We start from the raw sequence: 13,749 nt of genomic DNA, 5'->3' as shown, positions 1-13,749 counted from the left end.
GTTTAAAAGAGCCCGGTCACCTTTCCCGTATCCGTATCAATATCAATTCCCATAAAGGCCGGTTTGCTTCCCAATCCGGGCATAGTCATAATATTGCCTGCCAGGGGGTACAGAAATCCGGCCCCTGCGCTGAGTCGGATATCCTCCACCGGGAAGGTATATCCCGGGGGGGTACATTTTTCCAGAGGGGATTATGAGAGAGGGAATATTGGGTTTTAGCCATGCAGATAGGTAGTTGATCATGACCCATTTCACTGTAAATCTTAATTTTCCTCTCCGCCTCTGGTGAATATTCTACCTTGGAAGCCTTATAAACCTCAGTAGCTAAAACTTCAATTTTCTCTTTTACAGACGAGTTCAATTCATACAGGAAACGAAACTTCGAGGGCGAGTCTGCCGCCTTAATGACTGCGGCGGCTAAATCTGCGGCTCCTTCGCCTCCCAGTTCCCAATGCCTGGAAATAACGGCATCAGAAGCTCCGGCGGCAAGGGCTTCCTCTTTGATGATCTTCCACTCTTCAGGATCATCCGTCGGAAAGACATTGATGGCGACGACCACGGGAACAGCGAATTTCCCTGCGGTCTGGATGTGGGTGACCATATTGGCACAGCCCTTTCTCAGAAGTTCTAAATTCTTCTCTTTGTATACGGGATCCAGATCTTTTCCGGGAGTTACCTTGGGTCCGCCCCCGTGCATTTTTAAGGCGCGGACAGTGGCGACAAGGACCACGGCATCGGGACGCATTCCACTGGTACGGCATTTGATATGAAAAAATTTCTCCATGCCTACATCGGAGCCGAACCCCGATTCAGTCACAAGATAATCGGCCATTTGGATGCCCATTTTATCGGCAATAACAGAGGAATTGCCGTGGGCGATATTGGCAAAGGGACCGGTATGAACGAGGGCACCCTGCTCTTCCATGGTTTGCATGAGATTAGGCATCAAAGCATCTTTAAGGAGCACAGTCATGGCCCCGGCCACGCCAAAATCTTCGGCCGTCAGAGCTTTTCCCTGCTTATCCAAAGCCATGACCATCCGGCCAATCCTCAATCTCATATCCTTCAGACTTGTGGATAATGCCAAGATAGCCATCAACTCACTGGCTACGGTAATGTCAAAACCGCTCTGTCTAAGGGGACCATCTCCAAGGCCTCCCATTCCTACCATGATGTTCCTCAAGGCCCTATCATTCATATCCACCACACGACGCCATAAGATGGCATAGGGATCGGGATTGAGCCGGGTCAGCCCCTGTTTGGCCAGGAAAGCATCTCCCCAGCGACTTTCATGATAGATTCTGGCATCCAGAGCAGCCGCTCCCAGGTTATGCGCGGCAGAAACGGCATGAAGATCCCCTGTGAGGTGCAGATTGAACTCTTCCATGGGAACAATCTGACTGTATCCGCCGCCTGCGGCTCCTCCCTTGATTCCGAATGTAGGCCCCATGGAGGGCTGGCGAATCGCACAAACCGCCTTATGTCCCAAAAAGGCCAATCCTTCTGTCAAACCTATGGTTGTCGTTGTTTTACCTTCACCCAGAGGGGTCGGCGTTATGGCCGTAACATCAATGTATTTGCCGGCATGGGTCTTTTTAAGGGACTCAAGAGCCTCCAGTCGGATTTTACCCTTCTCCCTACCATAAGGAATGATCAGGTCATCGGAAATTCCGTATTTTCCGGCAATCTGAAGGATGGGCTTAATTGTTGCAGACTGGGCGATATCGAGGTCTGAGGGAGGGGGAGAGACGCGGTTTACGGCCATGTGAACACTCCTGGATTAATATGTATTAAAAAAGGACAACCCTTCCTTGGTGAAGAATCATCCTTAAACCATAAAATATTATAACCTGAATATATGAATAATAGTCAAGAATTTTTAAAGGGTCTGACCTTTGGATTCATATCCCAGGTATGACCATATAGATCTAACTACTTTAAATTCAGCGCTTCTTCCATCGTTTATGATAAAATTTTCTCATAGATTCCAGGAGCCGGTATACGAGGTATAACAGCCTGCTGTATGGGTAATCCCAGGCACCGGGTTTATGCCTGATTTCTCCTCCGAATCCCGTCTTGAAACGATAGAGTCCGGCCATGGGATGATCCGGATCATTAGAGGGAGGAATACCGAACATATCATATGTGGTGCATCCCCTTGAAACGGCTTCTTTCAAAGCAAAAGATTGGAGGGCATAGGCGGGCATGAGATTTCTTTTTTCATTGGAAGAGGCCCCATAGAGGTAGGTTGCCTCATTTTTATGAAACAGAACAATGATGCCAGCAAGGAGTTCCTCTTCAAAGGAAGCAAGAAAAAGCTCTAAACGGGACTCCTTGTTTTCACTTAGAAGTGAAAACAAATTCTCATAGTAAGCAAAGGGATGGATTCCGATCTTGTCCCGCTGAGCTGTTATGCGGTACAGGGAGTACCAGTCATCGAGCCTGTCAGGATGTGCTTTTTCGATCCTGACGCCCTTTTTTGCAGCCAGACCAATGTTGTACCTGGTTTTCTTACGCATTGCCCGTAAAAGGGGTTCATACCCCTGGGAAAGATCCAAAACCACCGTATCCGGAGGCTGAATGTCCAAAGGGGCCTTCTTCAAAACAGTATTAAATGAAGGAGCCGGTTCATCAAAAACGGAGAACTCGGGCAGGTCATATCGAATAAAAAAACACCCCAGAGGCAGGATGCCTCTCAACTCCTGAGAAAGCTCCACAAGAAAGGTTTCCCGATCTTCTTTGCCCGCTGTCCAATCAGGTCCTTCCGGAACATAGGCCAAGACTAGGCCGGCTGGCAAAGTGCGGAGAAGAATCAACAAGGTTCCCTCCTGGTCTTCTCTTTTCCAGCGGATGGCTTCGGATTTCCAGCCGAAGCGCTCCTTATGGCGGGCCCAGAAGGCTGTCTGGAGGAATGAGGAGGACTCTCCCCGGGAGGACAGTTCGTCTAATGGTATTCGCTCAGCAATAAGCAAGGATCAGCCTACTTCTCCGTCGATCACCTTCTCGGTTTTCACCGGCTGACCGCCAATTTGAAGAACAGTATCACCAACTTGAACCTTATGATCGCTTACCTGAATGGGAATCTCAAAAAATCGATCGATCTTGATCTTCTGGGAAGGAGCGGCCATATTCTCAGAATCTCCTGCAAGAAGGACCCTGTCTCCAGGCTGTCCTTGGGCAGGGAATAACACTTCCATATGATCCTTATTCTCAGCAGCCAGAAGCATTCCATTACTCTTTATACCCCGTAGCTTGGCTGGCTTCAAATTGAAGGCGAGAATAATATTCTTACCCGTAAGTTCATCGATGCTGTAATGTCCTACCAGGCCGGAACAGATGGTTCTATTCTCTGCTTCCCCTGCATCCAGGGTTATCACGTAGAGTTTCTCTGCATCTGGATGCTGTTCCGCCTTGATAATTTTAGCGACCCTGAGGTCGATGGTGGTTCTGAACTTTGATTCGATGCTGTCTTCTTCATCTGCAGCGGCTCTATCGGCCTGACTCCCGGCAAAACGAAGGATTTGGGCATCTACAAAATCATCTTCCATTTTTTGAAACAGAATTTCCGGATCACCAATGGAGTCAATTCCCTTCATTTCACAGAGATTTTCCCATTTTAGATCTTTGAGTCCCAGCTGTTCCGCAATACGGTCCGATGTTTCAGGAAGATAGGGATGCACAAGAATTGCCAAATCACGGACAAGGTAGAGGAGGTTCATAAGGAGACTGGCGGCGGCTTCCGGATCATCTTTCCTGGTTCTCCAGGGCTCACCTTCCTGAAAAGCCTTGTTCCCCAGACTGGACAATTGAAGGATTTCCTTAAAGGCGTCACGGAGTTCCGCCCTATTCAGCTTATCTGTGATGATAGCTTCCCTCTCTTTGACCTCTTTCCAGAAGGCTTCATCCACAGTTCCCTGGGGTATTTTCCCTTCAAAAAACCTGTTTGTGAATGTCAAAGTCCTGTTGATCAGATTCCCCAGGTTACCAATGAGTTCAGAATTGACTTTTTCCTGAAAATCCTTCCATGTGAACTGGGTATCCGATTTTTCAGGTCTGTTATAAAAAATGTAGAATCGCCAGACATCGGCAGGAATCCCTGTATCCTGACAGTCATTTCCAAAGACACCGATCCCCTTACTCTTGGAAAATTTAGTATTCTCATAATTCAGATATTCACTGGATGACATGTGATGAAGCATGGTCCAGTTTTCACCGGAGCCTAGCAATGTTGAGGGGAATATGACCGTATGAAAAGGGATATTATCCTTTCCGATAAATTGAAAGAGTTTTACATTTTCCGGATTTTGCCACCAGGACTTCCATTGGGGTGTATGGCAGGCTGAGATGGAAATATAACCGATGGGAGCATCAAACCAGACATAAAAAACCTTGTTCTCAAAACCCTCTTTGGGAACGGGAATTCCCCACTTCAGATCCCTGGTGATGGCCCTTTCCTTGAGCCCGTCACGGATCCAGCTTTTTGTCATTTGTATGGCATTACGGGCCCAAAACCCATCCACGGAGGCTTCTTCCATCCAGGCTTCCAGTTTGGGAAGAACCGCAGGCAGGTCGATATAAAGATGAGCCGTGCTCTTCACTTCGGGAGTCGCGCCACAGGTTCCACAGCGGGGGGCTACCAGCTCGGTGGGCTCCAAGAGCTTTCCGCAGTCTTCACACTGATCTCCCCGGGCGTTAGTCGAATCACAATGAGGACAGGTCCCATGTACGTAACGGTCGGCTAGAAAACGCTTACAGCTGTTACAGTAGAGTTGTTCAATCGTTTTTTCGTTAATGAGACCAGCTTCGTCTATTTTTTTAAACAGACCCTGCACAATCTCGGTTTGCTCCGGAGTGGAGGTTCTGCCAAAATAATCAAAGTCGATATTGAACCATTTATATATGTCTGCATGAATTTTATGAAATCGGTCACAGAGTTCCCTGGGGGTTACCCCCTCTTCCAGGGCTTTGGTTTCGGTGGCAGTACCATATTCATCGGTACCGCAAACATAGAGGGTCTCGTAGCCATACTGACGGCAAAAACGGGCAAAAACGTCCGCCGAGAGAACCTGTATGAGATTTCCCAGGTGGGGAATATTATTTACATAGGGTAGTGCTGAAGTGATTAGTCTTCTTTTCACGGCCAAGCCTCGCTGATATCTGGATTTAATTGGAGTGTTACAATCGGATTATCATAAAAAGGGAGGCGGGAATTGTCAATGCCGTGCTTTGAGGTAAGTCCTTGTGAGAACAGACGATTCCCCTTGACCTGTGAAGTCAGGTTATATACCTTTAAAGTCAGGGTTTGATTATTAAAAAAAAATTTAACTCTGCAAATTGATAAAAGGAGCCTTGCCATGCCTGAAAGAGATGTCTCTCCTGAAAAAGGAAAGATTAACCTGCCGATGAAACCAAAGTTCATCTGGACCATATTGATCGTTGTCATCGCAGCATTCAGTATAATGAGTGGTGTTTATGTGGTTGACCAGACCGAAGAAGCCGTTGTCCTCACCCTCGGCCATTACACCCGTACAACCGGTGCCGGCTTGCAGTATAAAATCCCACTGGGTATAGAACGTGTCTATAAAGTACCTACCAAGGTTATTCAGACAATGCAGTTCGGATTCAGAACCGATGCTGCCGGAGCCAATTCGGTGTATTCCCAAAAAGATTACTCCAATGAATCCCTCATGCTCACCGGTGACCTGAACATCGTAGATGTTTCCTGGATCATCCAGTACCGCATTGTGGACCCTGAAGCCTGGTTGTTCAATGTGAACAACAAAGAAAAAACCATAAGGGATGTATCCCAGTCTGTGGTCAACCAACTGGTGGGTGACAGAGCCATTTTAAATGTTATCGGTGCCGAAAGAACCAACATAGAAGACCAAAGCGCCTTAATGCTCCAGGAAATCATGGACGATTATGGAATGGGTATCCAGGTAACCACTGTTAAACTTCAGAATATCGTTCCTCCCGTGGGAGAAGTTCAGGATGCCTTTGAAGATGTCAATAAGGCAATTCAGGATATGAACAGACTTATAAACGAAGGAAAAGAAGCCTACAACAAAGAGATTCCCAAGGCCACAGGTCAGGCTCAGCAGCTTATTCAGATCGCCGAAGGTTATGCGACCGAACGGGTAAATGAAGCCACTGGTGACACAGCCAGATTTGCTGCTGTATTGACAGAGTATGAGAAGAATCCATCTATCACCAGAGATAGACTCTACTATGAAATGATAGAAGAAGTCTTCGGATTAGGAACTCCTGTGGATATTGTAGATAAGAACCTTAAAAACTTTGTCCCCTTCAAAGCCGTGGGCGGAGTAACAGGAGGAGAACAGTGAACAATTCATTAAAAGTATTATTCATCATATTAGTAGCCTTTGTCCTCGTTGCCTTTCTCGGTCCTTTTTATATTGTAACCGAGGGCGAACAGGCCATCGTGACCCGCTTCGGTAAGATTGTAAAAGCCGAAACAGATGCGGGATTGAAATTCAGGGTGCCCTTCGTGGACAATGTGTCCCGGTATTCCAAGAAAATTTTGATCTGGGATGGAGAGCCCCAAAGACTTCCCACCTCTGAAAACCAGTTTATCTGGGTGGATACCACTGCCCGGTGGATCATCAGTGATCCAGCCAAATTCTATGAATCAGTGTCCACCATGAATCAGGCCTATGCCAGACTGGATGACGTCATTGACTCGGCGGTTAGAACCATCATCGCCCAGAACCCTTTGGCAGAATCGGTTCGAAGCACAGATAAGATCAGGACTGTTTCGGAAGAAAACCAGGAGGCCCAGAAAATCACAGATGATGAGGGTAACGGTCCCAGTTTCTCTTTTACCACTGGGAATAACTTTCCCAGCATCAAGATGGGACGTAAAATGATTTCCGATCAGATCCTGACAAGAGCCAAGATTTTAACACCCCAGTACGGGATTGAATTGATTGATGTCGTCATCCGTCAGATCCGTTACTCAGACGATCTGACCCAATCAGTCTATGCCAGAATGATCACCGAGCGTAACCAGATTGCCCAGGCCTACCGTTCTTACGGAGAGGGGCAGAAAGCCGAATGGATGGGTAAACTTGAAAGAGAGCAGAAGTCCATCATCTCTGGCGCTTATGCCAAGTCAGAGGAAATCAAAGGGCGTGCGGACGCACAGTCAACTCAGATCTATGGAGATGTGTTTGGCCGTGATCCTGATTTCTATAACTTTTGGAAATCTATGGAATCCTACAAAACTACCCTGCCCTCTTTGAATAAAACATTGACAACTGATATGGATTATTTCCGGTATCTCTATAATTCCGAAGGCAGATAAAGATCTGATTTCAAATAAAAAAACCGGGGCTTTAACCCCGGTTTTTTATTTCACTTTCAAATGCTTTTGAGGTAGCCAAAGATCGGCTGGTCTGTTAAACCTGTTTTTTCCTGATAAAACCAGATAGAGGATGAAACATAAAACGACATAAAAAGCATAGATTCCCAAAACAATGTAGGTTTGTACCAAGGAACCCTTAAGAGCTCCATAGGCAGGCATGTTGGCCGTAACGATAATAGGAATGACCATGAGAAAAACCATTCCCGAAGCATACATATAATCCTTTGATGCCGGCGTTTCAAACTCGGGATCAATGATCCTCAAAAGAGCCAGCCCTGTAGGCAGCGTCCCTGTCACACAGCCATAAATCAAGATGGCTCGGTAAAAGCTATGATCTTCAAAGATCCGGCTTGAGAGCCAGATGTGGGTGATGATAGTGATTAAACCACTAATACCCGCAACGATCAGAATAGGCAGCCAATAATCTTTCAAAACTGCAATGGAAATGGCACCCACAGATGCAGCTACCATGAAGTCGACTGAGAATCCGGCGACCCTTGTAAGCCGCTGGTCATCCACAATGTATTCCATATTCAATATAACGAGAATCTTTTTAACCACCATGGCCACTATTGCTGAGAAAATAAACATGATGCCCCAAAGATTGACAGCCAACTCTGCTCCTAAGGGACCGGCATAGGCTAAGAGCCAATTCAATAAACGAAGCAACAGATAACTCAGGAGATAGGTCCCTAAAATCATGGCTGCATTGAATGATAAGGGATCGATGGCTTCGGTTGAGGTTCTGTTCTTCACCTCTTCTCCAGGCATATCTTCCCCTCTTCGAACCACACCGGCACGAACGCTGACCTTGTCAAGGCCAGACATCTGCTCGGGATAAATCCATTTTTTCCGTAAACCGAAATTGATAAGAAATATACCTCCAAAGCAAGCCAGCAAGAATCCCAGGGCTCCAAAGGTCAATCCTACCGAGGCCAAGCCATCAAAACCCATACTTTCCCATCCACTGCCAATGGCGAAGGCCTGGCCGGGCCCCAGGGAGAAACCGAGGGTGGCAAAGAGTCCGAATCCCGGGAAAAGAGCGGGTAAAAATGTATGAATCATGATAAGAGTCAGAATCGTTCCAACAAAACACTGCAGTCCGTATTGCGCGACGAGGGACGTAGCCATAGAAAAGACGGCTTTTTTATTGGACTCGACCTTCTTCCCCACCCGGAGGATCATGGCAATGAATGAAATATTCAGAAAATGAAATACCATGTTTTCCAGGGAACCTGTGGTCCAACCCCAAAGAGGACCTATCCAATTGTAGAAAATCAGAAGTATGAAACCAGCTGTTAATGAGTTGGGTATGAGATAATTCTGAAAAAACTTAACCTTCGACCGAATCAGAGTTCCTGCTAACAAGGCGATGGAGATAATTCCGAGATCAATAATAAAAGTCCAATGAAAATTCACGTTTGCCTCCTGTGGCCGATAACGAGCTACAAATTCAATCTACTACAGGAAGGGCATTTTTGTCAAAAAAAGGCCGCAAATTCCTTTTACGGATTCTGCGGCCATCTTTGTCAAAATCAGATTATCAATTCAGATCAGGACTTGTCATCGGGGATCTCTTTCTGATCCTCACCTTCCATTGACAGAGGGACTTCACGGGTGAAGGGAGATTCTGTCTTATGGTCGGGATTCACCTGGGGAGGTTCGTTGCTTTCAGCCAATTCCCTCGCCTTGTTCCGGGCGATAATGGCATCATTCCTCTTCTGCCCCGTGGTGGCAGCCCGTTCTGTGACCTTCATGTCCCGCTTCTTCCTTAGTTCGAGTTCGGTAACACCATTTTCATCGGCCTTGATAATCTCGAGGAATTCTTCGGTTGTGATGACCTCTTCTTCCATGAGGTGATCTGTCACCTTTTCAAGAAGATCTCTGTGTTTAGTCAAGAGATTGACAACCACTTTATATCGCTGGTCCATCAGTTTGGAAATTTCTTCATCAATATACTGCTGAGTCTGCTCAGAATACTCTTTCTGAGATCCTCCGCCTTCAAGATAACCTCCATTCCTCTTGGTGAGGGCCATATTTTTAAATCGTTCACTCATTCCATATTCGGTAATCATATTACGGGCAATATCCGTACTCTTCATAATATCGTTGGAGGCACCGGTTGAAATCTTCTTGAACACAATCTCTTCGGCAGCCCGGCCTCCAAGGAGAATATCGATTCTTCCAATGAGTTCATCCTGTGTCATGAGGAAACGGTCTTCAGTAGGTGTCTGAAGGGTATAACCCAAGGCACCCATCCCACGTGGAACGATAGAAATCTTCTGAACAGGATCGGCATCGGGTGTAAAAGCAGCCACCAGGGCGTGTCCTGTTTCATGGTATGCCACAATTTCCCGCTCCCGGGGATTGATGAGCCGGTTCTTCTTTTCAAGACCGGCGATTGTCTTTTCAATGGCTTCATCAAGGTCATGGGGAGAAACAGACTTCCTTCCACCACGAACGGCCAGCAAAGCAGCTTCATTGATGATATTGGCAAGATCTGCACCCACAAAACCAGGTGTTGACTTGGCCACATTCTTCAAATTAACTTCAGGGTCCAATGTAACGCCTGCTGAATGTATCTTAAGTATGGCTTCCCGTCCCAGCAGGTCAGGCTTGTCGACTAAGACCTGTCTGTCAAAACGTCCCGGACGGAGGAGAGCCGGGTCTAGAACCTCTGGTCTATTTGTCGCTGCCAGTATAATGACTCCCGATGTGGAATCAAATCCATCCATTTCTACAAGCAGCTGATTCAGGGTCTGCTCCCGCTCGTCATTAGTGCTCATAGCACCAGCACGGCTCTTTCCTATCGCATCCAGCTCATCAATAAAGATGATACAAGGGGCCTTCTCACGGGCTTGTTTGAAGAGGTCCCGCACACGGGCTGCTCCCACACCAACAAACATTTCTACGAAGTCGGCACCACTCATGCGGAAAAATGTCACCCCGGCTTCACCGGCCACGGCACGGGCCATAAGAGTCTTACCTGTTCCAGGAGGTCCTACAAGAAGAACTCCCTTGGGAATTTTTCCACCGATGGCCGTATATTTGTCAGGAGTCTTCAGGAAATCAACAACTTCCACTAACTCATCTTTTGACTCTTCGCAACCAGCCACATCCTTGAAGCGTGTATGAAGATCTTCTTCGGCCACAATTTTTGAATTATTCTGACCAAAACTCATAACATTGGAACCACCGCCCATGTTTCCCATTTTTTTGAAGATCATTCTCCAGATAAAAAATAGAAAGAGGAGTGGAACCACCCAGCTTAAAAGGATTTCTACAAAATAATTTCTTTTTTCCTGTTCCGCATAGAACTCAACGTCCATGCTCTCCAAAAGGGGCACAAATGTGGGGTCATTGATGGGTACAGTCTTGAAGACGCTTCCCTGTTCGGAGGAAGCTGTATTGCCAGAGAGTCTCTGCGTGAGGGTATCCACCATCTGTGTGGCATACTCTCTGGAGGTATAGGTCATTCCATAATAATAGGAAGGAGTGATTTTGACTCTCTTAATGTCTCCTGTTTCGACCTTTTCTTTAAAAGTTGAAAATTCAATGACTTCGTCAGGGGTTTTCAGAAACATAAAGTTCAGAATTGCCAGCACGACGATCACCAGCAGAAAGTACCAGAAGGAAAACTTGTATTTTCCGTTCTTGAATTTCTGCACTCTTTTTTCCATATTCTCGGGTTTTAATTCATCCCGGAGCTTCTGCTTCCAGTCATCATTATTATCCCGTTTGCCGTTGGCATTCAGTTTATTATCATCTTGTTCGTTACTCATCTGCTACTCCTGCCTGACCTTTTCTCAGATTCAGGCTTATGGTCATTTTGCACCGAAAAGGTCATTTAAAACCATTAGTATTAAAATAAGGAATCTCCCGGGGGAAGTAAAGCTAAAAAAAATCCTGTATAATCCCTTCCGGGACGCAACAGGATTCTCATAATGTTCATTTTAAAAGCTTAAAGACCTACTCTTTATCACTTTCTTTATCAGCTTCTTTTTTTTTCTTCGCTGGTTTTTCATCTCCGGGAAGGGGTTTGGCATTCCTGCATTTCGGAAACCCGGTACAAGCCAGGAAGGGTCCACGACGGCCCAGTTTAACTTCCATGGGTTTTCCACACTTTTCGCAGACTTCCCCCTCAACCTTTGGGAGAATAACCACGTTGCCGTCTTTGTCTATGGGCATTGTGTTTTTACAGTCCGGATATCCAGAACAGGCCAAAAATGGTCCTCTACGACCCATTTTCACTTCCATAGGCTTACCGCATTCATCACAGTCCCGTTCAATTTTAGGCAGTTCTACAGGTTTCCCCTCTTTGTCCAGAGAAAGGGTGGTCTTACACTCTGGGTAACGGGAACAGGCCATAAACTCCTTACCGTACCGGGACTTTTTCTTAACCATATTGCTGCCGCATTCGGGGCAGGGAATGATCTCTGCTGGTTCTCCATTTTCATCACCTTCGTCTTCTCCTGGCATGGGGATGAGCCCCTTGCATTCAGGATAGGTGGAACAACCCAAAAAGGCACCATTTACGGAATAGCGGACAACCAGGGAGCTGCCGCAAAGGGGGCATTTTTCATCTCCGTCCCAGGGACGACCCTTAAGAGCCTCCGCATCCTTGAGTGCCTTTTCCAGTTTCTGATCAAAGGGTTTATAGAACTGATCGATCAGGGCAACCCAGTCTTTATGCCCCTGCTCCACCTCATCCAGAGAGTCTTCCATCCCGGCGGTGAACTTCAGATCCATGATGTCTTCAAAATTCTGAATCAGAATATCATTAACGGCCATACCAAGCTCGGTGGCATGGAACGCCCGGCTCTCCAGTCGGACATATCCTCTGTCATTGATTGTTTTTATGATAGGAGCATAGGTAGATGGACGGCCAATGCCTTCTTTTTCAAGAGCCTTGACCAGACTGGCCTCGGAATAACGGGAAGGTGGTTTGGTAAAATTCTGAGTCACATCCAAATCATCGAGGTCCAAAAGATCCTGTTCTTTCACATCGGGAAGATTCTGATATTTGCTGTCTTCTTTCTTTTCGCTCTCGGGAATCAGGATGCTGTGCCCCTTAAACCGGACGATACGGCCTTTGGCTTCCAGCTCGGCGTCTCCCGACTCGATGGTCACCGTTGTGATGTCATAACGGGCAGGTGGCATCTGTGATGCAACAAAGCGCCGCCATATCAGCTCATATAGCCTGTACTGGTCCCGTGTCAGAAAGGGTTTTACCTTTTCGGGGGTCAGTTCTACAGAACTGGGACGGATCGCTTCATGAGCATCCTGGGCGTTCTTTTTAGTCGAATATTCCTGAGGCTTCTCAGGAAGATATTCAGGGTCAAAATTCTTGGAGATATACTCTCTCACCTCTTCCAGAGCCTCGGGAGCAATCCGGGTTGAGTCCGTTCTCATGTAAGTAATCAGACCCTGAGTGGTGCCGTCAATCTCCATACCTTCGTAGAGCTTCTGTGCCACAGACATAGTCTTGGTTGTACCGAAACTCAGATAGGTACTGGCCCCCTGCTGCAGGGTGGAGGTGATATAAGGAGGACTGGGCCGGCCTTTGGCTTCCCTGGTCTCAATTTTACGAATCTTAAAAGGGTGATTTTTCACATGGTCTGCAACCACCGCCGAGGCAGCTTCTGAGGAAGCTGCGGGTTTACCCAGTTCGAATTTTTCTCCCTGCCAGCGAACGAGGGAGGCTTCAAATTGATCTTTTTTTGCTTCAGGCGGAGAAACGAGGGCTTTGATTCTCCAGAATTCTTCGGGTATGAAGGCCTTGATCTCTCTCTCCCGTTCTACAACGATGCGAACGGCTACGGACTGAACGCGTCCTGCACTGAGATTTTTGGCCACTTTTTTCCAAAGGAAGGGGGAGAGACTGAATCCCACCAATCTATCCAGGATTCTCCTGCCCTGCTGGGCATTGACTCTATCCATATCAATTTTGCGGGGTTCTTCAAGAGCCTGAAGTACAGCCCGCTTAGTGATAGCCGAATAGGTCACCCGGTGAGCATTTTCATCACTGAGATTGAGAGCTTCTTTTAGATGCCAGGCAATGGCTTCACCCTCGCGGTCTGGGTCGGGAGCCAGATAGACCTCATCCGCTTTTGCGGCCGCCTCTTGCAGTTCCCGGACAGTTTTTTCCTTTCCCTTGATGATGATGTAGTCCGGCTTGTAATCATGCTCTATATCAATTCCCAAAGCTTTCTTACCGCGGCCACTGCTGTTCAGGTCGCGGATATGTCCCACCGAGGCTTTGACAGTAAAATCTTTGCCGAGAATTTTTTTAATTGTTTTTGCTTTTGCGGGGCTTTCCACGATCAAAAGCTTTTTAGTTGCTGCCAAAAGTTCCTCCAGGAAAA

General features: G+C 46.9%; 9 protein-coding genes. 2 read left to right on the top strand and 7 right to left on the bottom strand.

All coding sequences use genetic code 11. The features are described from left to right. Positions 1–2: 2 nt before the first annotated feature. The 4 genes from EXM22_RS18470 to metG all read right to left on the bottom strand — a co-directional run bounded on the left by EXM22_RS18470 (position 3) and on the right by metG (position 5,138). The gene (locus EXM22_RS18470; RefSeq protein WP_281289923.1) at positions 3–149 is read right to left on the bottom strand and encodes a formate--tetrahydrofolate ligase; all 147 of its coding nucleotides are present in this window, start codon (positions 147–149) and stop codon (positions 3–5) included. Further along, positions 86–1,765, bottom strand: coding sequence for a formate--tetrahydrofolate ligase (locus EXM22_RS03225; RefSeq protein WP_281289922.1), 1,680 nt, complete (start codon positions 1,763–1,765; stop codon positions 86–88). The genes EXM22_RS18470 and EXM22_RS03225 overlap by 64 nt, the downstream gene beginning before the upstream one ends. Positions 1,766–1,943: 178 nt before the next feature. Next, a complete protein-coding gene (locus tag EXM22_RS03220; protein WP_149485125.1) occupies positions 1,944–2,972 on the bottom strand; it encodes a lipid II:glycine glycyltransferase FemX in 1,029 nt (342 codons plus the stop codon). A 3-nt stretch (positions 2,973–2,975) separates the two neighbouring features. After that, a complete protein-coding gene (metG, locus tag EXM22_RS03215; protein ID WP_149485124.1) occupies positions 2,976–5,138 on the bottom strand; it encodes a methionine--tRNA ligase in 2,163 nt (720 codons plus the stop codon). A gap of 216 nt (positions 5,139–5,354) precedes the next feature. Between metG and hflK the strand changes: the two genes are divergently transcribed. Both hflK and hflC read left to right on the top strand, forming a co-directional pair. Further along, positions 5,355–6,344 carry an FtsH protease activity modulator HflK gene (hflK, locus tag EXM22_RS03210; RefSeq protein ID WP_149485123.1) on the top strand — a complete coding sequence of 330 codons (990 nt, stop codon included), beginning with the start codon at positions 5,355–5,357 and terminating at the stop codon, positions 6,342–6,344. After that, a complete protein-coding gene (hflC, locus tag EXM22_RS03205; protein ID WP_149485122.1) occupies positions 6,341–7,324 on the top strand; it encodes a protease modulator HflC in 984 nt (327 codons plus the stop codon). Before hflK ends, hflC begins: the two co-directional genes overlap by 4 nt. Positions 7,325–7,369: 45 nt before the next feature. Here the strand turns inward: hflC and EXM22_RS03200 are convergent, their stop codons facing one another. From EXM22_RS03200 to topA, 3 genes are all read right to left on the bottom strand, one after another. After that, positions 7,370–8,803: a sodium/glutamate symporter family protein gene (locus tag EXM22_RS03200; RefSeq protein WP_210411543.1), complete on the bottom strand. Its 1,434-nt coding sequence runs from the start codon at positions 8,801–8,803 to the stop codon at positions 7,370–7,372. Between the two features lie 134 nt (positions 8,804–8,937). Continuing rightward, the gene (gene ftsH / locus EXM22_RS03195) at positions 8,938–11,166 is read right to left on the bottom strand and encodes an ATP-dependent zinc metalloprotease FtsH (protein WP_149485121.1); all 2,229 of its coding nucleotides are present in this window, start codon (positions 11,164–11,166) and stop codon (positions 8,938–8,940) included. 187 nt (positions 11,167–11,353) lie between these two features. After that, complete coding sequence (gene topA / locus EXM22_RS03190; RefSeq protein WP_149485120.1) at positions 11,354–13,732, bottom strand: type I DNA topoisomerase; 2,379 nt, start codon at positions 13,730–13,732, stop codon at positions 11,354–11,356. Positions 13,733–13,749: the final 17 nt, after the last annotated feature.

It is taken from the genome of Oceanispirochaeta crateris (assembly GCF_008329965.1).
GTDB classification, from domain to species: Bacteria; Spirochaetota; Spirochaetia; order DSM-2461; family DSM-2461; genus Oceanispirochaeta; species Oceanispirochaeta crateris.
This window is presented reverse-complemented; position numbering and strand designations above follow the sequence as displayed.